Genomic DNA, 23,392 nt, shown 5'->3' with positions numbered 1-23,392 from the left:
TGACGACGCGATGGAACTCACCGGACAACAACTCATACCCGCTACGCTAAAACGCACCTGGCAGGCGCTGAACGATCCGCACACGCTCAAGGCCTGCATCAACGGCTGCGAGGCCATCGAGGAAACAGCGCCCAATGAATATGCCGTGACGATGACGGTGAAGGTGGGCCCTGTAAGCGCCCGCTTCAAAGGCCGCCTGCGTCTGTCAGACCTGAAGCCGCCGACCTCATACACGATATTTTTTGAAGGTCAGGGCGGTGTCGCAGGGTTCGCCAAGGGGACTGCCAGCGTCGAGCTCACGCCCGAAGGCGCGGCGACGCGCCTTGCGTATCGCGCCAACGCACAGGTCGGCGGAAAGCTCGCGCAGATTGGTTCCCGATTGATTGATGCGTCAGCACGCAAGATCGCAGACGAGTTTTTCGTGGCCTTCAATACGCGGCTTGGTGGCGAGCAAGCTGCGCTGGCCGGCGTGCCGGACGCAAAGCCAGACGCCGCGTCGCATCCGAACGAGACCGAGGCTGTCCAGCGGGGATGGTTCCCATCGCTGCTGGCTTTTTGCAGCCGCGTGTGGTCCCGGGTGTGGCAAGGCCGGTCACATCGCGAACCGCACCAGGAGAGCAAATGAAGGTGAACGTGAATCAACCTGCAAGCACGCAATCTGCTGGCGACGCATTTGTCGCAAAGTGCCATGAGGTTCGCGTCATCGAAGACCTGACATACGCCATGGCGGGTATTCAATACACGGCTGAAGGCGGGGCCGCGAGCTACCGGGCACTGCAACTCGACGTTTACGAACCGGTGGACGATGGCCGCGCTCTGCGCCCAGCGCTGGTGATGGCGTGCGGCGGGGCCTTTACGCGCGGCGACCGCAAGAGCGATGTGGTGCCCACGGGCGAGGTGCGAAATACGTCGGCTTCTGAATATTGCCGCGAATTTGCGCGGCGCGGCTATGTCTGCTTCGCTATCGACTATCGGTTGATGCAGGAAGCGCCAGACCCGGGCTGGACGCCGACATTGCCGCCGGGCACGCTGATCAACAGCGAACGCGTGAACTTCGTGCGCGCGCAGGAAGGCTTGATGCCCTGCACGCCGCAAATGATGAACAATACCTACGAAGCAGCGGCCGACGACATCAGCCAAGCGGTTGCGTTCGTGCGAGCCAGCGCGCTTCGTTTTCGCATCGACGCGAGCCGCATTGCATTGGCCGGATTTTCAGCCGGCGCAACCGCCGCGATGAATGCTGCCTATGCCCAAGGCGCTGGCGTCGCGGCCGTCGTCGCGCTGTCTGGCCGCATCATGCTGAGCATGGCCGAGTCGTGCATCCTCGGTGCACCGGGCGAGCCACCGCTCTTGCTCTTCGTCGGCGAGAACGATCTGCCTTCCCAACTGCAGAGCATGGTGGCCCCGGTTGAGCACATCCAGCGGGTCGGGCTTGTTCATCAACTGGTGCGTATCCCGGGAGCTAACCATTTCTATCCGCGCACAGTGGATGTCCATGCCGAAAGCGATGAGCGAACGACGCTCGAATCTTTGATGGCACTCTTTCTTCATCAACATCTGCGACTGAGTGCGATGCGCTGAAGGCTGCCGATGACGCCAGCAGGACAACAGACGAGTAGCAGCCGCACCGGCTGGCAAAGCTGGTAACCCAACTCAATAAAATTCAAGAGAATCGAGGCAGAAATGCGCATTGCAGTGATGGGAGCCGGGGCGGTAGGGCTGCTTTACGGCGGTTGGCTTCAGATGGCTGGCGCTGAGGTCACATTCATTGCCCGCGGCAGCAGGCTGCTTGCACTCAGGAATCAGCCGCTGACGGCTGTGGGTCGCGTTCCGTTTCGATTGGACAGTGTCGACGTTGTCGAAAGCGTCGCCAAACTGGCGCCAGTCGATGTCTTGCTACTGGCCACCAAACTCTACGATCTCCAGGCTGCGGCCGTCTCGGCACTGCCTGCTCTTTCCCGAACAGGTGTCGTCGTTGCAGTTCAAAACGGCATCAGTGCATACCGAGTGCTCAGTGCCTTGGTGCCTTCGACGCAGATCGCTGTCGGCCCCGTCTACGCCCTGACAAAAATGACTGGCCCGGCGTCAGTAGCGTATGGCGGCATTGAGCGTGCCATTCTCGGAAATCCAGATCACGAGGTCAAAGCGCCTGTTGCTGAGCTGGTACGGCTGTGGCGCGACGTTGGCATTGATGCCAGCTTGGCTGACGACATCAACAATGTCTTGTGGACAAAGTTCATTGGTTTAGCGACCAGCGCCGCCCTGAACTGCATCTCAAAGCTACCCGCCGGCATTGTTTATCACGAGGCCAGGCTGGTGGAGCTTGTCAAGCAGTCAATACATGAAGTGATAGCAGTAGGCACTGCGGAAGGCGTCAAATTTGCGCCTTCCGTGGCCCATGACGTTCTTGGCTATCTTCAATCCCTGCCGCCAGAGACCGTCGCATCGATGCGAAGAGACCTGGACGCTGGCCATCGGCTTGAGCTGGAGGGACTGAGCGGAGAGGTGATGCGACTCGGTCAGATGCATGGCATCGCGACGCCACTGCACACAACAACCTACGCCTTGCTGAAGCCGTTCTGTGATGGTCCGCCAGCTGCCCAAAAAGTCGATGGTCGGCCTAAGCCAGAAAGTTCAGGGCAAGACTTTTTTCCCCCCATCGTCTCAACCCTCTGAAGGAATCTACCATGAGCACCCGCAGGCAGGCCCTGAAGTCATTTGGCGCCACCGGTATCGCAGCCGGCCTGGGCTTCCCCCTGGCCGCCCATGCTCAGGCCCCGGCCGTGGAGACATTGCGCATCGTCGTGGGCTTTCCGCCCGGAGGCACCACGGACGCGTTTGCGCGGCGCCTGGCCGAAAAACTGCGCGGCAGCTACGCCGCCAACGTGCAGGTGGACAACAGGTCTGGTGCGGGCGGACAAATCGCTGTCACGACACTGCGAGACAGCGTCGCAGACGGCTCGGTCATGCTGCTCACGCCAGCGGGGATGCTGATCATCTACCCGCACACTTACCCTCGGCTGCCCTACAAGATAGACGATGTCACACCCATCAGCGCCGTGCTGTACAACTCGCATGGCTTCGGTGTCGGCCCGCAGGTGCCCACTTCGGTCAAGACGCTGCGCGAATTCCTGGACTGGGCCAAGGCCAACCCAAACCTGGCCAACTATGGCTCGCCGGGCGCCGGGTCCATGCCCCACTTGGTTGCCGCCCTGCTAGAAAAGGCTTCCGGCGTCCCTATGAGGCAAATTCCCTACCGCGGCTCCGGGCCTGGCATTCTGGAACTGCTAAGCGGTCAGATCGCTTCTTTCTCGTCCCCCCTGGGTGACTACTTGCCCTACCTCGCTAGCGGCCGGTTGCGTCTGCTCGCCCTCACCGGCTCAACACGCTCGCGCTTCGCACCAGACGTGCCAACCTATGCCGAACAGGGTTTCCCAGAGCTCAACATGCGCGAGTGGAGTGGGGTGTTCATGCCGCCTCATACGCCTCCGACCGTGGTAAATCGTGCTCATGCTGCCGTGCGCGCCGCACTGGCACAGAAGGACATGATCGACTCTGGCATACCGCTTGGTATGGACGTCATCGGCTCGCCCAGTCCAGAGGACTTCGGCCGTACCCTCAAGGCAGACGCCGACCTGTGGGGCCCGTTTGTGCGCCGCGTCGGCTTCACGGCCGAATCCTGACTGGAGCGGCGACTTCATGAGCGAAAGAGCCTATCGAATCGAAGCTATCGCGGATGACGGCTCGGGTGCTGCAATACCGAGACGAAATCACCTACCTGCTGAAGGGCAGTGAGTAGTCCGTGTCAAATAAGCCCTTGTGCTGCCATTGCCGTATTGGTCTCTACACAGCAAGACTAATTTTTTTGGGAGTGTTTCCAATGTCAAACGTCACCATTCATGAAGCTGGTAGCTTCCAATTCATCCCTGGTGGCTTGTTCTCTCTGGGTGTGGCTGCACTCCCAGGATATGAACTGCACCGCGTACGATTTCGGCAACCGCAAGCTCTGGGCGCTGGCTTTCGCGTCATCGCAGACTACCTGCAGAAGCAGGGTCGACCGTTAACTGCGCTGGCGGCCTGCGAATTGCGCTCACCTGCCGCTTTGACGCGCGCAGATTTCAATAAATTTAACAATTACTATGTAGATCTTCTAACCTCACTCGGTTTTTCTGGTCAGATCCCATACCCAATTGGGCGCAGCAATCTTGCCCCGCTTTTTAATCCCCCAACGGAGTGTGCGCTGTTTGCTTTCTCGTTCACGACACCAATCCAACAAGAAAGTATTGCAAAGCCCGTTGATTTCGTCATTTCTGGCAAACCGGAAATTATTGAAGAACCGCCAGGTGGTGTCTTTGGTGGCACCGATGTTTCTGCCGAAGGCCTTATAGGAAAGGCCGCTTTCATCATGCAGGCACTGCGCCAGCGGGTTACTAGTCTGGGCGCGGAGTGGTCATCTGTGAACGGTGCGCAAATCTATACCGTGCATCCGCTTGAAGCTGTGATTTCATCCGTGTTTGCAGGCAGCGGACTAACAAATGTAGGCCTCACGCTGTTTCCGAGCTATCCACCCGTCTTGGGTATGGAGTTCGAAGTGGATGTACGCGCTGTTAGCCGAGAACTCGTTCTCTAACGGCACTCCGTGTTGATTGATCTTTCCAAAAGTAGCGACGCGGCAATCAGGTCAGAAAATGTCCTCGCGCGATCAATGCGCGGCATGGTCACCAGCCCGCATGAACTGGCCACGCAAGCCGGCCTTGATGTCTTGAAGTCCGGCGGCAACGCGGTCGAAGCCGCCATTGCCATCGGCGCCAGTATCAATGTGACCTACCCGCATTTCTCCGGCTTTGGCGGCGATGCATTCATGATCATCCGTGACCGCAACGGCAAGGTGCGAACCTTGTCCGGCATCGGCCAGGCGCCGATGGAACTGCCGCAGTACGTCGGCGCGATCCCGGTGCGCGGTGCGCCCTCGATGCTCACCAGTGCCGGCAACGTCGATACGCTGGGCAAGGCGTTTGAAATCAGCCGCAGCGAATTGGGCGGCAAGAAGAGCTGGTCCGAGCTCTTGACGCCCGCCATCACATTGGCCCGCGAGGGCTTTCCGGTGACGCCGTCGGAACGCTTCTGGATGGATTTTCGCCAACAGGAGTTGGCGAGTCTGCCTGCCATTGCGGGCCATTTCATGGTGGCGGGGAAAGCGCCGGAAGTGGGGCAGTCGTTCCGGCAGCTGCAACTGGCCGACACGATGGAGACGTTGGCGGTGAAGGGCCATCGCGACTTCTATGAAGGGGGCCTGGCGGCTCGCATCGCAAAAGGCCTGAAAGACGCCGGCTCGCCGCTGACCGCGGCCGACCTTGCGAAGACCCACGCGCGCGAGGAGGCGCCGCTGCGTGTCGCCTATCGCGACGGCGTCTTGCTCTCGCACCAGCCGCCGACGCAGGGCATCACCACGCTGCAAATCATGGGCGTGCTGGACCGCTTCGACCTCAGCAAGATCGCCGAGGGCAGTGCCGACCATTACCATTTGCTGGCGGAAGCCGTGAAGCAAGCGTTCATCGACCGCAACCGCTACGTCGCCGATCCGGAATTCGCTGACGTGCCGACTGTGAGGCTGCTGTCAAAGGCCAACCTCGACATGCTCGCCGGGCGGATCCAGATGCAAAAGGCCTTGGCCTGGCCGGACACCTTCAAGACCGGGGACACGGTCTTCATTGCCGCCACGGATGCCGAACGCAATTCGGTGGCCATGCTGCAAACGTTGTACTTCGACTGGGGCAGCGGCGTGATCGTCGGGGATACCGGCATCCTGTGGCACAACCGCGGCGCGGCGTTCACCCTGCAGGCGGGGCATCCGAACCGGCTGCAGCCCGGCAAGCGGCCGTTCCATACGCTCAACCCTGGCATGTACCTGAGGAACGGCGACCAGCCGCACATCCTCTACGGCACGCAGGGTGCCGACGGCCAGCCGCAAACGCTGGCCACGATCCTGACGCGGCTGATCGACTACCGCATGGATCCGCTGACCGCGCTGTCGCGACCACGCTTCCTGCTCGGCAAGACCTTCTCCGACAGCCGCGATTCGCTGAAGCTGGAGAGTGATGCTGGCGAGCCGGTATTCCAGGAACTGGCACGACGCGGGCACGAAGTGAGCCCGCTTCCTGCGCAAAGCCCTCTCGCTGGCCACTCCGGCGCGATCGTGATCGATCCGGTCACCGGTGCCTTCTCGGGCGCGCACGATCCGCGCAGCGACGGCAAGGCCCTGGGCGTCTGACAGCGCAGAGGCGAGCACTCTGCGTCGCAGCACCATCGTCAGCTCACCGCGCCGCAGAGCCCGGCATGAACTTTCCCGCACCCGAACAGGGTTTCCTTCCGCACGGAACGGCGACACCAGTCAGGCCGATGCCGCCATCGTTCCCCGGCATTCGACAGATGAGCAGGCGCACGGATAGGCCTCCGGTGCATGGGTCGTGTCGATGGCCAAAGCGTAGTCGATGCACAGTTCTTCGCCGGCGAGAACGTCGCACAAGGTGACGATGTCCAAGCGCAGCGTGCCGTCGGGCGCCCATGTCTCCACTGCTTCGCAGTTCGGGCTGCAGCTATGGTTGAGGTGACGCAATTCATTGCCGCCCTGGGCACCATCGATGACGGTGCCATCGGACAGCCCGAACAGGTACGTGAGATGGCTTTCCCAGTCCGTCGCCTCCACTTCGGCCGGTGACATGCGCCGCCCCTCATACGTGCCCAGCCTGGTGTTCGCCGGCAGCGGCAGCATTGCAAAGAGCCCCACGCCATGGATATCGCTGGTTCGAACGTGGAAGAGGGGAGTAGGGCACGGCATCGGGGTTGGAGGTGGAAGTGGCAGTAACGCCGTCCGATTATCAAGCGATCGGGAAGGAGCGTTGGCGGCAATGACGAGCCTGACGAAGGGCAATCCCCTGGCCTTGGCGTCCGGCAGCAGAGCAAACCCACGGCAGCGCCAAAGTAGCGCAACCTGCCTCGGCTTCGGCTTGTAGCGTCCCTTGTCGTGCACATCCCATCAATGGGCTTAAGGAGGTGCGCGTAGCTCCCGGCGTCAAACAGGCGCACCGGCCGGTCAGCGCTCTCGGTCAGCGCCTCTCGTGCGACCAATTTGAACTCGGGCGCGCTTTGCATCTCGCAGGCGGCGAACGCATTGAAGGAAGCTGCGGCCCCACGGCGCGGCCGCCCTTCCAGGGCCAACGACCCGGTCATCCATCCCGACTTCCAGCGCCCGGGTGAAGAGCGCGTGCTGGAAGTCCACTACCGACGTCGCGCACGCTCGGAGTGATTCGGCTTCCACACCGAATGCCAATGCCCCAGACGAGCTCGTGGGGGCTTGGCCATCTCCTCGGCCTCCAATGCTTGATGGCAAAGAGGTCGTCGTAGGGCGCTATGGTCTTGCGGCGGGCTTCTCGCTGGCAGCCCAGGCTGTCCACAGGTCATCGCTGGCCGCCTTGTTGTCGCATCGATGCTTCCACGCGGCCATTCGGTAGCAGGCCAACTGCGAGAGTTTGCCGGCCGGATACCTCGTCTTGCTGTCCGCAGCGCCATGCTGCTCGACGGACTCGTCTGCGTGGTCGGAGTGGTGCTTTTCGCCGTCCTGACCCTCGTCCTCTGACCCCCGCGAAGCAAGTAGTCGTGCGTCCTTGAGGTCCCATTGCTAGCTCTGCCACACGCCGGCCGAACGTCGCCACTGGTTTCTCCGATGATGCTCCAGAGGGAGGTTGACACGCCCACCGGCGTTCCGCAGTATGGGCCGTTTCCGTGTGGTTCGACGGACGTCCGCGTACAGATAAACGTAAGGAGGTGCCATGGGAGCCACCGTCGTGCAGAAGGACGGCCTGATCAACAGCCGGGTGCGGCTATTTGTGTTCGGCGGCCACGACTGACATGGGCACCGTCACGCAGGAACACCTCGGGCCGGACACGCCCATGGGCGCCACCCTGGTGGCGGAGGGGGCAACATTCCGCGTATGGGCGCCGAACGCACACGAAGTGCACGTGCTGAGCGACTTCACAGGGTGGAACCCCGCGCCCGGTACTCGCCTGCAGCACACCGGCGGCTATTGGTGGGGCTTCGTACGGGGCGCGCGCGATCGCCAGGCTTACAAGTTCTGGGTGGTCGGTGACGCCGGCGGCGGCTGGAAGCGCGACCCCTATGCGCGCGAGCTCGAATGGGGCTCCGGCGAATGCATTCTGCGGCGGCCGGATTTCTCCTGGCACGACACTGGCTTCGTCACGCCCCATTTCGAGAACTTCGTCATCTACCAGGTGCACGTCGGCGCGTACTCGACGCCGCGCTGGCCGCATGGGGTCGGCACCTTTCTCGACGTCGCGGCTCGGCTACCGTATCTTGCCGACCTCGGCGTCACCGCCCTGCAGCTCCTGCCGATCCAGGAGTTCCCCTCCACCTTCAGCCTCGGCTACAACGGGTTGGACTACTTCTCGCCGGAATCGAACTTTGCGGTGCCGGACGCCGAACTGCCTGCCTATGTCGCATCGATCGATGCAATGCTCGCGTCGAAGGGCTTGTCGCCGTATGCAGAAGCGGACCTGAAGGGCGAGATGAACCAGCTGAAGGCGCTGGTGGATCTGGCGCACGTGCAAGGGATCGCAGTGATCTTCGACGTGGTCTACAACCATGCCGGCGGCGACTTCGGCGATCAGAGCTTGTACTTCTTCGACCGGCAGCACGGGCAGCTACTACCCGTGCGGTTCGAGAATTCCCTCTACTTCGGGCTGCGCGAGCACGCCGGCGGGCGCGTGTTCGATTTCGCAAAGCCCGAAGTGCGCGATTTCCTGATCCGCAATGCCTGCTTCCTGATGCAGGAGTACCGCATCGATGGCCTGCGCTACGACCAGGTCAGCGTGATCGACCGCGACGGCCAGCCGCACGGCTGGCGCTTCTGCCAGGACCTGACCTCGACCGTGCGCTACTTTCGTCCCGGCGCGCTGCAGCTTGCCGAATACTGGGACCTGAACCCCTGGGTCGTCCGTCCCGTCAGCGACGGCGGGGCAGGCTTCGACACGACGCTGAGCAACACGCTGCGCATCGCCGTGCGCGACGTGTTGCGGGCGGCAAGCTCCCCCGGCACCGACCCGCTGCCGATGCAGCGGCTCGCCGACAGCCTCTGGCCCGCAGGGTTCGACGAGGCTTGGCGCTTTGTCCAGGGTCCCGAGAACCACGACGTGGTGCTGCGCGATCCGGATGCGTCCAAAGGGCGTGAGCCGCGCATCCCGAGGCTGGCGGATCCGTCCAATCCCCGCTCGTGGTTTGCGCGCTCGCGCAGCCGCGTCGCAATGGGGCTGACGCTGACCTCACCCGGCATCCCGATGATGTTCATGGGCCAGGAATTCCTCGAGGACAAGCAGTGGTCCGATGATCTGGAGAACCGCCCCGAGCTGCGCCTGTTCTGGCCCGGGCTCGAGGCGCCAGACCCGGCGATGCGGGACTTTCTGCGCTGCACCCGCGAGCTGATCCGGCTACGCTGGCGCCTGTCGGCGCTGCGCGCCAACGGCTTTCGCGTGATTGATGCCCACGACGGCAACCGTTTCCTTGCCTTTCACCGTTGGGTACCTGGGGTGGGAGAGGATGTCGTCGTGGTCGTCAGCCTGGCCGACCAGCCCCGGTATAACTACCGCGTGGGCTTCCCGTCCGGTGGGCGCTGGCTGGAAGCCTTCAACAGCGACGTGTACGACAACTGGGTCAATCCGCAGGTCGTCGGCAATGCCGGCGCCGTCGAGGCGAGCCCGGTACCGATGCACGAGTTCGACCACTCGGCCGAGCTCACACTGCCGCCGAACTCCATCCTGGTCTTTTGTCGGACCTTCGCGTGAGAAGCCACTGCTGCGGAGGCTCGGAATGGCCAACGTTGTACACCGCGGCAAGTTCTGGCGGACCGCCGATGCCGGCCGGACTTGAGCGGCGGCTTCGGCCCTTCATCCTCCAGGTCTGATGCAATGCGGTCTCAATCGAGGTTCTGCAACCGGTCTAGCTAGTCACCGGGCGACTCAACGCACCCTCTTTGATCCGTTGTAAGCGTCGCAAGCGGCCGCGTCGCCGGGCAGGTGTCGGAAACCCTAAACCGCAGCCCATGGCCCGCGACCGGCTACAGTCGGCCAGGAGCGGTCCGTCGTTCTTGCGGCGTATGGCTGTCGCTCGACCTGGGCGACGGGCCTATGGCATACCGTCGGCCCTCCAACTGTGAGGTCCGAAAGCGGACTCTCGGTGGCGGCGGACAAGTGAACGTGATCTTGGCCAACGTGCATTCCTATGGCGGCGCCTCGACGGCCCGTTTGCGCTTGGATACTCAGGAGCGCATGATGCTTTGGCGCCCACGACGCAGTCTTTCTGTACCGTGACGGTAGGCTCCAACCGAGGAACACAATGGCGAGCGCCCCGATCCTGCCAAAGCTTTCAGCAGTTCTGCTCGCGGCATGCATGGCCGACGCCGCGCAAACTCAGACTGTGCAAGAGATCTCAGGTGCCGCTCTGGTTGAACTGGTCAGCGGGCGAACCTGGGGACTCTCTATCTATGGGATCCCGGAACGCCCTTCGCACACCAACCTCTTTGACTTTCGCAAGGACCGGTCGGTATGCGCGAGAGCGGTTGGGAGCAAGCATACGGACAAGTGCGCGGACCAGGGCAAATGGGAAGTTAAGAACAACGTGCTCTGCTGGGAACTGACATGGATGGGTGCTGAGTCAGGCTTGAAGGCTTCCTGCGTGTCCGTGAGGCAGGTCGCCGGCAACCGGTTTGAGCTGAGAAGCGAGAAGACGCCGGACCTGGTGTTCGCCGTAATGCAGGTCATGTGAGACTCGACGCGACAGCTCCATTCTCGGCTCCCCGCAGCGACGCTGGTACGGTAGATGAGTCAAAGCCGTGGAGGTTGAGCGCTCCACCGCGCTCTGCATTGAACGTCAACGCCTTCAAGCGGAGTCCCGGCATCCCTCGAACCTCTTGCGGATGCGACGGTTCACGATCGCGAACTGGAACTGTCGGCCAACTCCTGACGTTCGTGAATGGCGGGTTTGCGGAGGTGCGTGAGCGGCGTCATCATCGACGTCAACGGCCGACTGCGAGCGCCAAGGCACGACCCACGCTATTTGCCGCACTGAGCAGGCTGGACGGCACCGTGATCTCCAAGTGCCAGCCTCGCCTCCGGCACGAGGAGTGGCTGACGTCCTGTGGTGACGCCGTCGATCCCGCCCATTACATGCCGCAACCCGTCCACCGAGAAATGGGCGGACACGAGCGTTGCTCATTCATTGCCAACCTGGACGCTTGCATTGCAGCTACGGGCGACCCTGATCCGGTCTGCTGTAGTCGCATACGCCCTGCGGGAAGATCTGCTTGAGCTTCGCGATGGATGCGGGGTCGGGAACCCACGGTTCATAGATGCCGTCGTGTAGCGCCGTGTCCACACTCTTCAGCGCGCATTTGAAGATGCCTCCTTCGAACGGCGCGCCGGCGACGATACGCGAGGTGCTGAACAGCGGGAACGCGCGCGTGCAGGCGCCACTCGGCTTGCTGTCGAGAATACCGTCCCAGACGTTTGGCCCAGAAGCGATCAGATTGCCGTTGACGTCGAAGCAGCTATCTACCGCAGCGGCCGGCCGGTTCTCGCCGACGCTCAAGTTCGGGTTAGCGCGAATGTTGGCCATCCACTGGTCCATAACGTCGACCACGACGAAGTTCTTATCGACCTTCGGCACTCCGGGCATCGTGTCAGTGAACCAGATCACCAGGTGATCGCTGGTCCCCATCTTCTGCAGCACGCGCTTGCGCACCGCGAACGACTGGTGTGCGTTATGCATGTCGGCCTCGCGCTCGAGGTACTGACGACTGTCGATGGTGGGGAGCGGAATGTTGCCGCCGAACACGAGGCCGGAGGTGTAGGCCGCTCGCATTGCCTCGAGGTTGCCCTCGGTACGCGGTGCTGGCACGTCCGCGGCTGGGGAGAGTGTCATATTGCGCCGGCTCCAGGGGTCGAACAGCGTTGGGTCCGCGAGAACCATCGCCAGCGTAATGCCAGGAAACAACGGATAGACCTCCTGAACCATGTCCTTGGGCCTCTTCCAGCCGCCCACCTTGAAGTTTAAGTCGAGGAACTCCATCGGCGTGATCTTGCCTTCCTTCATCGACTTCAGGCCGTACTGGACGCCGATGTTGTCCCACGTATGGCGCGCGTAGCCGTCAGCGTCGAGGCCGTAGATGTTGCGCGCGTCGCTGTAGTGCGTCCACTGGATGGTGGCGATGTCGCTCTGCGGTACGTAGTTCGCCGAATTGGCTGCACGGCCGTACAACGGGTTCATCACCAGCGGGTGGACGCCGCGCCAGCCTTTCACGCATTCGGTCGAGCCGGTGCTCATGCTCGGACCATCCAGGCCGAGGTATGGCTTCACCAGTGACATGGTGTCAACCACCGCCGGTTCGCCATTCATGCCCACCAGCAGCACGCGATTCTTGACATTCTTCCACCGCTCGTTGTTTCGGTCGGTCACGTCCATGTAGTGCTCGAGCAGCTCACAATCGCCGACGTGGGTCACCTGCGAAATCATGTCGGGGTAGGACTGAATTGGCAGCGCGGCGTCCAGAACGCCGGGGTTGTTCTGCGCCAGGATGTACTGCGCGATTGCACCGCCCGAGCCGCCCAGGCCCACGGTGTACAACGGCACGCCGTAGCGTTCAATGAAGCGCTCCTTGGTCATCATCGCGGTCTCGCCGGCCAACTGGAGGTTGTAGTGGGTGCTCGTGACATTTCCGCTCGAGTGCGCAATAGCGTAGCCTCGCTTCAGCACTTCAGGCTCGAGCGAACGGCCATGAACGGCTCCTTGCGAATGGCCGACCCCGACGCCGCCCTGGAAGTAGTAGTTGAGGCGGCCGTTCCACAGACTCGTGTCCGGGTGAGCTGGATCTTCTCCGCGCGGCGCCAGCATCGCGAGGCTATAGAGGAAGCGATTGATGGTGCCGACTTCACGGCGCACGATGAAGTCCACCGTGCGTCCGTCCGCCAGCGTCACCTGAGTCATGTCGGCCGGCACCGAGCCATCGGGGGGCAGCGCCTTCCAGCTGTTATCGGCCGCCCAGTACAAATAGGCAACGACTGTATCGATGGAGCAATTGCGGCTGTAGCCGACGATGGTGACCCCTTCGCCGCGCACAGCGTAGCCAGGCGGGGTGTCCACGTCGATCTTCGGCTGCAGTCCAAACTGGTTCGTGGTGCAGACGAAGGGATGCTGGTGAGGCCCCGAAGACATCGGACCCTCGATCGGGTGATTGGTGAGGCGGAGCGACGCTGACACGCCTAGGCCTTGTCCGTGCGCGTGACGGACCTCGAGCGTGTTGTCGCCGACATCAAAGCCGCTGACGACGCCCTCCAGCCGGTCTCCGCGGGTGACCAGCGTCTGCGAAGTCTTCCGGCCATTGATCCAAATCTCCAGCTCAGCCTGCAGGTCGGGAGCCGCCCGCACCTCGATGCGAGCGTCGCCACCAGATACCCACTGTGGCGCACTCGATAGAAGCCGAATGGACACCGTCATCGGGGTCGCTTTGGCAGGGGTGGTCTGGCCAGCTACGGTCGGCTTGTCCACGGCACTCACAGGTGAACCACCACCACTACCGCCACCACCACATGCGATCAGCGAAACGAAGCCTACACAGGCAATTAACGATTGCATCGCCCTAAGAAGTTATCCGTAAATAATATTCACCGCCAGCGGCACCTTTCGGTAGGCAATGATTGCGGCGGCAAGATGATTCAGTGCGAGGAAGCTGCGTTCGAGCTTCTCGTAGCGCACCAACAGCTTGCGGAAGCGGTTGAACCAACTGTGGCATACCTCGACCACCCAACGGCGAGCCTTCTTCCACGGCTGGCGCCGTTTGGCCTCAGTCTCTTGCCTACGGTCCACGACATGAGGGATATAGCCGTGCGACTCAATGATGTGAAGGGCCTCCGCGCTTCGGTAGCCGGCATCTGCGCACAGGTGTTTGCTGCGTCGAATTGGCGTCCGCTCGCGCTCGACCACGATGGCGCTGAGGACCTCATCGATTCGCTTGCCGTCATTCACGTTGGCCCCGGTCACGATGAACGACAACGGGACGCCACGGCCGTCCACCAGCAGGTGGCGCTTGCTCCCCTTTTTTCCCCCGGTCCGTCGGGTTCGGTCCGACAGATTCTTGCGCCAAGGGAGCCTTGAACATCGCCCCGTCAACGCTCTGCCATCGCCAGGCGATGCCTTGCATCTGGTCATACTCCGCCAGCCCTGCCTTCCACAGTGCCTCGAAGAAGCCTGCCCTCTCCCACTCGAGAAAGCGCTTGTGGATGGCGCTGGCGCTGCCGAAGCGTTCCTTGGGCAATGCTTTCCACTGGCACCCCGTGCGCAGCACGTACACGATGGCCTCGAACACCTGCCGCGCAGGCTTCGGCGGTCGTCCTGCGCCAGGACTTCGAACGTACGCCTTCTTCGGCAATGCGGCGCGCGCCGGAATCAGCGGTTCGACCCGCTGCCAGAACTCATCCGTCACCACCCAGGACTCGACTCGCTTTGCCGTCATCGTCTCGCTCCGACACCGCGCTCAATGCGGCTCGGAGGCGTAGTTTACTATTTACGGATAAGCTCTAAGCGAGCCAAAAGTACCGGACGCGTAGCATTCGTGGTCGGCGGGGACAGACGGTTCGAACATGGCAACTCCTCATTGTTGTTGAGGTAGCCGTGCTGACCTTAGTCAGTAGCTGTGGGCCTGTAAATACAACTTCGAGCGTATTGCGCTCAGGTCCTGATCACGGGATTCTCTGATGACGCAATGAAACGCGCCGGCGAAATTGCATCAACGACTGTCGATCCTGAAGCAGGCGGCCTCGCGATCATCGAGCAGATGCCAACTTGCGGGGCGCCTCCAGCAGCCGGGGGATGACCACCAAAGTCCCTTCACCTACTCTTGGCGACAAATCAGCTTGACAGGAGTTCACAATGGCATCGCCTCGGTGGACGTCCTGATTTCATCCAATCCGCCAACATTCCGAAGTGCGCTTGCGGAAATGAAATGACTTTCTACGCACAACTCGACTCCATCAATGATGAGGTCGTGCTCGCCGACTGCGGAATGATCTACGTGTTCGTCTGCTTCGACTGCTTCGAAACAAAGTCGATACTGCAGTCTTGCTGAGGTCGGGCAGATGCGAGGCGGCGTCAGTTCACCTTGCACCACGGTCGCTTCTGGAGTAGAGATCCATTCCGGAACCGTCGTCCTGATCCAAGCGGTAGTGCCTTGACGCAGGGCTGCGGGTCCGCTTTGCGGATGAACGTGATGGTGTGGGCTTGGATTGGGTGACCATGGTGGATACGATCTTGTCGATCTAGTTAGCTCAGAAAACCCATCTCGCGACTCATCGATGCAACGGAGACAACAATGAGACACGTAGTCTGGCTCTTCTTCGTCTTGCTGGCTGTTGCCATCATCGGTATCGGATCAGCAATCAAGTTGAGTGCCATCGGGCCCGAAGTTATGAAGTATGAGAAGGAGTGGGTGACGGCTCTCCTGCAAGCCGGCCTTATCGCGGTTCTAGGAGCTGTAACCACTGCGGTCCTAGAACTGTTCAAGTCGGGGCTTCAGCAGAGTAAGGACCGTAGCAAGCTACAACTTGACGCTCACTCGGAACTCCGCAGCCACTACCAGAAAGTGAAGCTCATTCGACGCAGCTATCAGGCCACACAAACTCTAACCGCCCGTGACGTCCAGGCGCTCAACGAGGTTCAACTAGCGCTGGAAGGCCTTAGGGATGACAGTGGCTTGTTTGGGCGGAGTTCTGCGCAAGTCCGTGATGCCCTCTCACGTATGGAACGATACCTCAATCACCTCGCAAATGACGCCGCGTCTGATGAACGCACTAATTTCCAAAATAGCAAGCCACCGGATCAGTCGTTCAAGGTGTTCTCGCATGCGTACTCAATGGCCTCAACAGCTATGCGCCTGGAGATCGCGCCCCCTTCACTCTGGGCTCGTATTCGTTTCAAACCTTAGTCTTTTCGCGTATGTCCAAAACTCACGCCACTTCGTGCCGGGTCTGACTGTGCGGGTCTTGTTTGAGCGCCGCGCGATTTCACTTGGGCAAGCCGTTGTGTCTTTCCGCACGCCAATGAAGATCAGTGCACTCAACGTGGCGCAAGAATGCGGGAGGAGTCCATCCCATCATTCAAGCCGACGGCCCTCGGCAAGCCTCGGTCTGCGGCTCAACTCGGCTGTTGGGTGGCTGCTTTTTGCCCTTCCAATCGAGCCCTTGGTAGACCGCTTGGGGCTCCAGAGCCGACTCAGCGGACGTCACCATCGCCGGGAAGCAGCCATTGGGAGACCGGCCCCGCCATCGCCCGTGTACCGTTGAACGAGTCGCTCAAGCTGTCGTCGGCTCAGGCCCAGCCGCTGCCCGGCTTGACCGACGCGTACCATGCGATCCATCACGGCCTGGATCGTCTTGAGGCGGTCTGCTTCGCGCATCGTCATCGTGATCGTCGCCGCAGGTGTCGCCATGGCCGTACCCCAAGCCCAGAACCTGGGTCGGGCGACTTTGCGACATTTGAAATCGGCTAGAACACGACATTACTAAATCGCTCCCACAGTCAGCACAGCAACAAGCCTTGTTATGTTAAATCCACCGACGCACGAGTGAACGGCCGCTGAGAAGGGCCAACGGGGAGCGATACGATGGACCGTTGTGCAGCGATTGCTATCCTCGCCGCCAGCGCTGCAGCGACCGGTTGAATCCGCATCCAGAAAGCTGCCGCTTGCAGGCACGACCTTCAACAAGGCAATCACAACCGCGGCCAACACACCTGCTAGCCAGCTAGCAGCCCGACTCAGCCAGCACCCAGAGACCTACTCATCGCGCGAGTTGGACAGTCGGCGATAAATCGCTAAATCAGATGCTCAGAGAGTTGGAAGAGCAGTTTGCGATTCCGTCAAATGAGGCACTGATTGAGTGAAAGTAGGTTGTTGTTCCACTGGCCGTCCGCGTACGTGCGCAGGTACGGCAGCTTCCCGGACTCACGGACGACCCCGATGTCGGCGCGCTTACCGCTCGCCTGGTCCAGCACGTAGAAGGTGTTGCTCTTGTCCTCGATGCTGGCGATGACCTGCTCACGCGTCCACACCCACTGCCCAGCAGGGTTGCCGAGGTGGGTGATGTGCTCGTGCGGGCTTTGCACGTTCGGTTTGACAATGCAGGTGACTTGGGCGTCGGCCATGGCGTTCTTCCTAGAGCTTTCTAATATAAAGGCAGGCGAAACTTCGCCGTGGTAGCACCCAGGGCGAGGCGAAGCAGGTATCCGGACTGGCTAGCATTCCCAGCGTCTTCCGTGACTTGTTGGCAGGCTCCTCCGACTTCCCTTGGTGCAGCTTGTATAGGGCAAGGCGGGACTCCCGATAGTTCGGAGACGTCGGTGACCACGGGAGGTCCGGCAGCGTTGTCAGCAGTGATACGCCGAAGCCTGCTGCGACGGGCATGAAGGTGGCCGGCCTTATGCTCGCGGCCGGCTATGAACGAGCCAACGACGGCGCCGTTCACTTTCGCGACTCCTTGCGAACACCCTTGAAGGGGTCGCCGTCCTTCTTCTGGTCCATGAAACGACCGCTATCGCTATCGCGCTTGGTCCAGGATTGGTTCTGTGGATTGAAGACCTGCGAACGGTCGCGCACTGCACCGCGGCGGGCGTTGTCACCGATAGGAGGGTTCTTGGCCATGGCGGTTCCTTTCAAACTTCAATGTGATGGGTCCAGCCCGGCAAGCCGCTGCGGGACAAAAACTCGACGAGGGGACGACTGCCGAAGAACTGCGTCCGACCGCCGTTCGAGAAAGCCAATGCGGCTTGGTCTACGCGCAAGTTCGACGCCCTAGCCTGAGCAGTTAGCTGGGCGAGCAACCGCGAGTTGTCTGTGCTCGTTCCGGAGCTGGCACGTGCGTCGAAGACGGCGAAGTTGATCCACCCGCCGCTTTGAGCGCGTTCTCGAAGATGTGCGAAATTGACCCTCATCCTGTACTCCAGATCGGGACCTTCCCGAGCATGGAACGCATTGTTGAGGGGTGACTAGGACAAAGAACGTCCTAGCGAGAGGCCTTCAGAATGTACTTTTCTGCTGCAGCGCACAATACTTCATGCACCTTTTGGCGCAATTCAGGAGGCTCTAGCACCTCCACATCGGGGCCGTGCCGCAGCAGGTCCATGACCAACTCCTGGTCGTTTGAGTACGGCACCTGCAGGATGTAGCTGCCGTCGTGGAGGCTTTCACTAGTCTGATCGGGGTGCCAAGTCTCCAGCGAGACCGTTTCCGCGCGCCGGGGGCTGAATTTCAGGACCGCCTGGTGCTTGGCTTTACCGGCGAAGATGCCGTAACCGCTCTGGAAGTGCTCATGCATATCCTCGCGAGAGACCTTGATGGCGACCTCGTCTAGGACCTGCACCTGCCGAATGGCCTCCAGCGAAAAGGAGCGAAGCCCGTTGCGCTCATGACACCAGGCGTCCAAAAGCCAGTTCTCCCTGTAGTGAACCAGTTGCTGCGGCGAAATGGTACGCCGCGTGAGTTCCTGTCGGTCCAGAACCCAGTACTGTATGGTCATCTTCTTGCCGTCCAGTAAGGCGCTGGCCATGACTTGGAAGTGCTTTGGATCGACCTTGCGCGGAGCAAAGTGAATGAGCTTGACCTTGCCTTCGATGTTTTCCTTGGGAGCACCGACAGCCAGCATACGCCGCAGACGGTTTTCGAGAGGCCCAAGGTGCTCTGCCAGCAGGCCGGGCTGAACCCCCTCAACCAGGTGCAGCATCATGAGAAGGGCGAACACCTCCGAGGCTTCGAACCAGACGCCAGGGAGTTCAAAACGGCCTTCGTCGTCGATCACCCACCCGCCCTTGCCGCGGTGCCACTCAATGGGACACTCGAACCGATCTCGGAGGAAGTCGATGTCGCGAGCGATGGTCTTTTCGGAGAGGCCTTCAAACTCCTCGCGGAATAGTCGCATAGGCACGACGCCCTTTTTACGAATCAGCCGAACAATCTTGGCAATCCGCTGCAGGCTGATTTTTGTGACGCGAGGCTTCGCGGCGCTTACCCGGGCAGGCATGCGCGCGGCAGCTCGCATGACGTCTCCCTCGCCCTTCTGTACTGACGATCGACGCATAACGGCCCTCCTTCGGATTTTTTGCCTCGTCTAGAAAACAATACCTCGCGGGTCATCTATTCGTGTGTTCGACCGGCATCGGCAGGGCACAAGCTGCACTCATCGCACTTGAACAGGCGCGCGTTGCACTGAGCTCTATAGTGTCCAGCGAAATATCCGGCGGAAGAAGTTCTGGTCTCGCAGGAGGGCAAGCAATCAAGGATGTTCGCTTCCGGCAGGTAGTACCTATTCGCTTGCGCACGTTGAAGGTCCTCGGTCTGGAGTCGACTTCATTCACGATCTCTGTACTGAAGCGATCCGTCAGCGATCTTGATCGCGCCAGACGTCTCAAGTTTCGACATCACATCGGCGACTTCTTTAGGTACTGGCTCAGGGCCAAAACGCCACTGAATTCTCTTCTTCAGTGCGTCCAAAGTTTTTGGTTTCCCTGCTTCAACCAAATCCTTGAGTATTTCGGAAGAAATCTGATCCACGGACTTCGACTTCTTGGTCATTGGCACGGAAGGCATGATGACGGCTGAGTTGCTAGCCACAGGCCTTAATGCTGTCGGGGACTGCGAGAAAGTTGCCTGTTGGAGTGGTAGGGACTTGACTTCGACAGGTGCCGGCCCCAAGACTTCCACACGCTCGACCTGCCGCCCCTTCGATCGGGCATGCACGATCGCAGGGTCGTAGTCTCCATCGGCCGCGACGATCACAAAGCGTGCCTCTGGCTCGTGCCGGCCGACCAAGTAGCCTAGGTAGAGGACCAGGTGGAAATCGAGCGAGTTCTTTCCAGGCCTGGAGATGTCGACAAGGGAAACTTGGTCACCGAGTTCCATGTACTGCGCGAGCAGTCCGATCTCTTGTTCCCCAAAAAAGATCCAGGCCTCGCCGTTCGCGCCGATCCACGATGCGACGTCCTCCGGCGCAGGTTGCCGGTTCTGTAGATCGATCAACAAGTAGGTCTTGGTCACTGCCGGATGGCGTTGGCAACCATGAGGCGGGAGGTAGCACGCGTTGCACCGACGTAGAACAATCGCATCTCCTCCAATGCGTCGTCATCCTCGGCGAGCACCTCATCGCCCGCGACTGCTTGACGCGCACCCATCACTGCGACCACCGGAAATTCCAGCCCCTTGCTTGCATGAAGGGTCATCACTTTGATGGTGTCTGCAGTGGGGTCGAAATCGTGCGCGCCCTTGCGCACCTTGTGTGGCAAGCGACGACGGTTCAAGGCCTTGGAGCATTCGTCCATCAGCGCCCAGCTTCGGCACAGCACCGCCATGTCGCCCCAGGCGTGCCCTTCGTTGTGGGCGCTGGCCATGAGTTCCGCGATCCGATCGGCCTGCGCCCGGGCGCTTGGCAGGTCAATGACGATCGGCTCCGGCCCATCCCGGCCGCAGCTCACGGGCTGGAGGCGGGGAACGCCGTCGTCGTCCCTTTCCTGGGGCCGCAGAAGATCAGTCGCCATGGCACTCGCAGCTTGCAGGATCTGCCGGGTGTTGCGGTAGTTGATCTTGAGGATCGTCGTGCGGCCCTGCGCCTGCACCCCCACGCTTCTGAAGCTGAAGGGCTTGCCGCGCCGCTTGTCATAGATGCTCTGGGCGTCGTCATACAGCAGCAGGAGGCTGTTGGTCGTGGGGTCGACCATCTGGGTGACCAGCTTGAGCCACTCGGGCGCAAAGTCGTGGCCTTCGTCGACCAGTACCGCTAGGTATTGCCCTGACGGAATCATCCGGCGGTCAACGCCGTCGATGACGTTGCGCACCATCTGGTCCATCTTGGCGCCCACGTGGAGGTCGTTGGACGGCAGCGGCTGACCGAACGCCACCAACTGGTCCCGGCACCATTTGTGAAAGTGGCGGACGTGGACACGGTCTGCCAGTCCCTTGGCCTGCATCGTCGCCTGCAGCTTGACCGCCAGCGGCTCGTTGTAGCAGAGGATGAGCACGGGCTTGTGGATGTCGGTTGCAGCATTGGCCAGGTACTCGGCACGGTAGCCCAAGATCATGGTCTTGCCAGACCCTGCGACGCCGTGGATCACCCGGTGGCCGTCGCCCAGACTGCGCGCCAGCTGTTCCTGTTGCAGGTCCATCACGCGCAGAAAATCCGGGATGGTCGCCTTGTCGTCCGCATCGTCGAAGAGGGCACCCTGCTCGGGGACGCGCACCTCGGGAAACAGGTTCCAGCGTACCCGGTCGATCTGGGGCAACGACAGCGTGCCGCGCATCAGCTGCGGAAACATGTCCCAGAGCCGGCACTGAAAGGCCTCTGGTTCGGCGTCCTCCAGCATTTCGTCGGAGCAGACAACACGATTGGACTCAATCGCATTTCCGAGACCAGCTGCGTCGAACTGCTTGCGCGTGATGCGCGTAAAGACGACGCCGTAGCTCCACGGGAACGTGAGCATGCCTTGCCATTTGCCCTCATGCTGGACCAGCTGTGCATCGCGCTTGAGGGCATCGACTACCTGCAGCGTTTGATGCCGGGCTTGCTCGATCGGATTGGGGACGCTCTTGGGAACGCCGTCAGGCGCGATCAGCCAGTCGCCGCGACTGGCTTTCTGGATGGTGTCCAGGCGCCAATCCTTGGTTTCCAAGATAAGCAAGCCACGGCGGGGGTGCAGCACGACGAAGTCGGGGTGGCACTGCTTGGGGCCGATGGGAACGTCAAACCGCAGTAGGTAGTCCTCGTCGAGCTTCTGCTGCAGCCGCTCCGCCAAGCGGCGCTCGCCGGACGTCATGCGGGCGACGCATGTGCTCAATGCGGGAATCAAGACAGCCATCAAAGATTCGGTCGCCTGGTGGTGGACTGGGCAAGAGAGACCACAACCTACCGTAACATGCCGATACAGTCAACCACGTTTAGCCGCCGCCCCTGTGCGTCGGCAGCATCAGCGCCAGCAGTTGCTTAGCCCCAGTGCCTAGCCACCGAGCGACCTCAGCGCGGTCCTCATCACTACCCGATTCGGCGAGGTCGGGGGTATCGCCCGCACCGGCGCGCAACTGAGGGAAACCGGATTGACCTCCGTGCTGACATTGTGCGGCCCGACTCGGCGCGCGAGAGCGAGCACCTCTAGAGGCTTAGCGGCCTTCTCTCGCCGCCGATAGGGCGTCCGCAAGCGCAGAAAATCCCCCGTCGCGAGATCCGAGAAACTTGAGGTCAAGGCCCCGGGCGGTCGAGAGATTGAACTCGTTGTACAAACAAATAGGCAACTCACGGTTGTTCTTGAAGCGTTTGTCCGGGCCGCCCTTCTTGTTGACGTACTGCCAGGTTCGACCGACCACGTTGGCATCGACCGGCACCGTCTCGTTCTCAATGAACCTGGTGGCAACACTGTCGGCACGCAGTTCCTTGTACTCGATCGCACCGACAGCCTTGCCCTGGAAAGCAGGTATGCGATCGGGGAAGAATGCCAGAGTGGTACGGTCGGTCTTGAGAATCGGCACCGGGATGTTGGCGACGACACCAGGTGCTTGGCCCAAGAGCAAGGAGGCACCGCCAAACTTCAATCCATGCGCCGCGCCTGCAGAGTATTTGGTATCACGGTACTGCGACGTCTCGGTAACGGACTTCAGCTTGCGCGCGGAAGCAGCCTGCTGCGAGCCCGCAGACAGCTTCTCGAAGATGCGTGTTGCTGCAGGATCGGGTTCGTAGAAGAGCACGGTCAACTTCTTCATCCTATCGCGCCAAGACACCCATAGCGTGCTCCCAACAGCCACGGCACAAGCCGCCAACAGAAGCCACTGAGGTGACTCTCCCTTGAAGAGCCCGAAGACCAGCGCGCCAAACCCGGCCGCCACGAACGGCCACCAAGCTGTTTTGCTGCGCTGTTCATTCATGGACGCCAACAGGCCATCACTCGTTGAATCGCTCAAGTCGAGCACGTCCACTGTTTCATGACGAACCGTGGCGACCACATTCCTATCAGGAGGGGCGGGCTGGGGCGCGCCAGGCATTGCGGATGGCTGCGGTGTGCCATTCGCCACCGAAACGCTCTTCGAGCTGCGAGCGCCAAGACTTCTCCGGTAGCGAAATCCCGCCACGCCGCCACTGATATACGCCCCACGCGGTCCCGTTCCGACTCGGAGCCCTGGAATACCCGCAGACATGCCGATGCCCGAGCCCGAGAAGTTAAACCGGACGGCGCCGAACTTGACGCTCTTTGAGAAAGTGATCGACATGGCAGTTTCGTGAACGTGGGGCAGAGGAAAGAGTTACT

The 23,392-nt window shown here is 61.1% G+C and carries 19 protein-coding genes and 1 pseudogene; 10 read left to right on the top strand and 10 right to left on the bottom strand.

Features of this window, described 5'->3' with window-relative positions:
* Nucleotides 1–10 precede the first annotated feature (10 nt).
* From ACSQ86_RS34930 to ACSQ86_RS34905, 6 genes are all read left to right on the top strand, one after another.
* Nucleotides 11–625, top strand: a complete 615-nt coding sequence (locus tag ACSQ86_RS34930; RefSeq protein WP_436310745.1) for an SRPBCC family protein — start codon at nucleotides 11–13, stop codon at nucleotides 623–625.
* On the top strand, nucleotides 622–1,581 hold the full coding sequence (locus ACSQ86_RS34925) for an alpha/beta hydrolase (protein WP_436310744.1): 960 nt from the start codon (nucleotides 622–624) through the stop codon (nucleotides 1,579–1,581). The genes ACSQ86_RS34930 and ACSQ86_RS34925 overlap by 4 nt, the downstream gene beginning before the upstream one ends.
* 102 nt (nucleotides 1,582–1,683) lie before the next feature.
* On the top strand, nucleotides 1,684–2,676 hold the full coding sequence (locus tag ACSQ86_RS34920) for a ketopantoate reductase family protein (RefSeq protein WP_436297382.1): 993 nt from the start codon (nucleotides 1,684–1,686) through the stop codon (nucleotides 2,674–2,676).
* Between the two features lie 11 nt (nucleotides 2,677–2,687).
* Nucleotides 2,688–3,683 (top strand): tripartite tricarboxylate transporter substrate-binding protein, encoded by a 996-nt coding sequence (locus tag ACSQ86_RS34915; protein WP_436297381.1) that lies wholly within the window; start codon nucleotides 2,688–2,690, stop codon nucleotides 3,681–3,683.
* Between the two features lie 197 nt (nucleotides 3,684–3,880).
* Nucleotides 3,881–4,630, top strand: a complete 750-nt coding sequence (cnbZ, locus tag ACSQ86_RS34910) for a 2-amino-5-chloromuconate deaminase CnbZ (RefSeq protein ID WP_436297380.1) — start codon at nucleotides 3,881–3,883, stop codon at nucleotides 4,628–4,630.
* Nucleotides 4,631–4,714: 84 nt separating this feature from the next.
* A complete protein-coding gene (locus ACSQ86_RS34905; protein WP_436297844.1) occupies nucleotides 4,715–6,271 on the top strand; it encodes a gamma-glutamyltransferase family protein in 1,557 nt (518 codons plus the stop codon).
* Nucleotides 6,272–6,391: 120 nt separating this feature from the next.
* On the opposite strand, the gene ACSQ86_RS34900 is transcribed toward ACSQ86_RS34905, so the two are convergent.
* Nucleotides 6,392–6,838, bottom strand: a complete 447-nt coding sequence (locus ACSQ86_RS34900; protein WP_436297843.1) for an SET domain-containing protein — start codon at nucleotides 6,836–6,838, stop codon at nucleotides 6,392–6,394.
* 1,070 nt (nucleotides 6,839–7,908) lie between these two features.
* On the opposite strand from ACSQ86_RS34900, the gene ACSQ86_RS34895 reads away from it, so the two are divergent.
* The gene (locus ACSQ86_RS34895; protein WP_436310743.1) at nucleotides 7,909–9,855 is read left to right on the top strand and encodes an alpha amylase C-terminal domain-containing protein; all 1,947 of its coding nucleotides are present in this window, start codon (nucleotides 7,909–7,911) and stop codon (nucleotides 9,853–9,855) included.
* A gap of 550 nt (nucleotides 9,856–10,405) precedes the next feature.
* Nucleotides 10,406–10,834, top strand: coding sequence for a hypothetical protein (locus ACSQ86_RS34890; RefSeq protein ID WP_436310742.1), 429 nt, complete (start codon nucleotides 10,406–10,408; stop codon nucleotides 10,832–10,834).
* A 480-nt stretch (nucleotides 10,835–11,314) separates the two neighbouring features.
* Here the strand turns inward: ACSQ86_RS34890 and ACSQ86_RS34885 are convergent, their stop codons facing one another.
* Together ACSQ86_RS34885 and ACSQ86_RS34880 are read right to left on the bottom strand one after the other, a co-directional pair.
* Nucleotides 11,315–13,561 (bottom strand): DUF6351 family protein, encoded by a 2,247-nt coding sequence (locus ACSQ86_RS34885; protein WP_436310741.1) that lies wholly within the window; start codon nucleotides 13,559–13,561, stop codon nucleotides 11,315–11,317.
* Between the two features lie 150 nt (nucleotides 13,562–13,711).
* Nucleotides 13,712–14,576 (bottom strand): annotated as a pseudogene (locus ACSQ86_RS34880) (IS5 family transposase).
* 489 nt (nucleotides 14,577–15,065) lie between these two features.
* On the opposite strand from ACSQ86_RS34880, the gene ACSQ86_RS34875 reads away from it, so the two are divergent.
* Both ACSQ86_RS34875 and ACSQ86_RS34870 read left to right on the top strand, forming a co-directional pair.
* The gene (locus ACSQ86_RS34875) at nucleotides 15,066–15,188 is read left to right on the top strand and encodes a hypothetical protein (RefSeq protein ID WP_436306640.1); all 123 of its coding nucleotides are present in this window, start codon (nucleotides 15,066–15,068) and stop codon (nucleotides 15,186–15,188) included.
* A 243-nt stretch (nucleotides 15,189–15,431) separates the two neighbouring features.
* Nucleotides 15,432–16,043: a hypothetical protein gene (locus ACSQ86_RS34870; RefSeq protein WP_436310740.1), complete on the top strand. Its 612-nt coding sequence runs from the start codon at nucleotides 15,432–15,434 to the stop codon at nucleotides 16,041–16,043.
* A gap of 297 nt (nucleotides 16,044–16,340) precedes the next feature.
* On the opposite strand, the gene ACSQ86_RS34865 is transcribed toward ACSQ86_RS34870, so the two are convergent.
* The 7 genes from ACSQ86_RS34865 to ACSQ86_RS34835 form a co-directional block, all read right to left on the bottom strand.
* Nucleotides 16,341–16,514 (bottom strand): helix-turn-helix domain-containing protein, encoded by a 174-nt coding sequence (locus ACSQ86_RS34865; RefSeq protein ID WP_436310898.1) that lies wholly within the window; start codon nucleotides 16,512–16,514, stop codon nucleotides 16,341–16,343.
* A gap of 461 nt (nucleotides 16,515–16,975) precedes the next feature.
* Nucleotides 16,976–17,260 carry a DUF3892 domain-containing protein gene (locus ACSQ86_RS34860; protein ID WP_436310739.1) on the bottom strand — a complete coding sequence of 95 codons (285 nt, stop codon included), beginning with the start codon at nucleotides 17,258–17,260 and terminating at the stop codon, nucleotides 16,976–16,978.
* A gap of 316 nt (nucleotides 17,261–17,576) precedes the next feature.
* Nucleotides 17,577–17,756, bottom strand: a complete 180-nt coding sequence (locus ACSQ86_RS34855) for a hypothetical protein (protein WP_436310738.1) — start codon at nucleotides 17,754–17,756, stop codon at nucleotides 17,577–17,579.
* Nucleotides 17,757–18,117: 361 nt separating this feature from the next.
* A complete protein-coding gene (locus tag ACSQ86_RS34850; RefSeq protein ID WP_436310737.1) occupies nucleotides 18,118–19,149 on the bottom strand; it encodes a helix-turn-helix transcriptional regulator in 1,032 nt (343 codons plus the stop codon).
* Between the two features lie 308 nt (nucleotides 19,150–19,457).
* Complete coding sequence (locus tag ACSQ86_RS34845) at nucleotides 19,458–20,144, bottom strand: PIN domain-containing protein (RefSeq protein ID WP_436310736.1); 687 nt, start codon at nucleotides 20,142–20,144, stop codon at nucleotides 19,458–19,460.
* Nucleotides 20,141–21,955, bottom strand: a complete 1,815-nt coding sequence (locus ACSQ86_RS34840) for a 3'-5' exonuclease (protein WP_436310735.1) — start codon at nucleotides 21,953–21,955, stop codon at nucleotides 20,141–20,143. Before ACSQ86_RS34840 ends, ACSQ86_RS34845 begins: the two co-directional genes overlap by 4 nt.
* Nucleotides 21,956–22,253: 298 nt before the next feature.
* The gene (locus ACSQ86_RS34835) at nucleotides 22,254–23,354 is read right to left on the bottom strand and encodes a DUF4236 domain-containing protein (protein ID WP_436310734.1); all 1,101 of its coding nucleotides are present in this window, start codon (nucleotides 23,352–23,354) and stop codon (nucleotides 22,254–22,256) included.
* Between the last annotated feature and the right edge of the window lie 38 nt (nucleotides 23,355–23,392).

Origin of the sequence: Variovorax sp. LjRoot130, from assembly GCF_964253755.1 — a bacterium.
GTDB lineage: Bacteria > Pseudomonadota > Gammaproteobacteria > Burkholderiales > Burkholderiaceae_C > Variovorax.
This window is presented reverse-complemented; position numbering and strand designations above follow the sequence as displayed.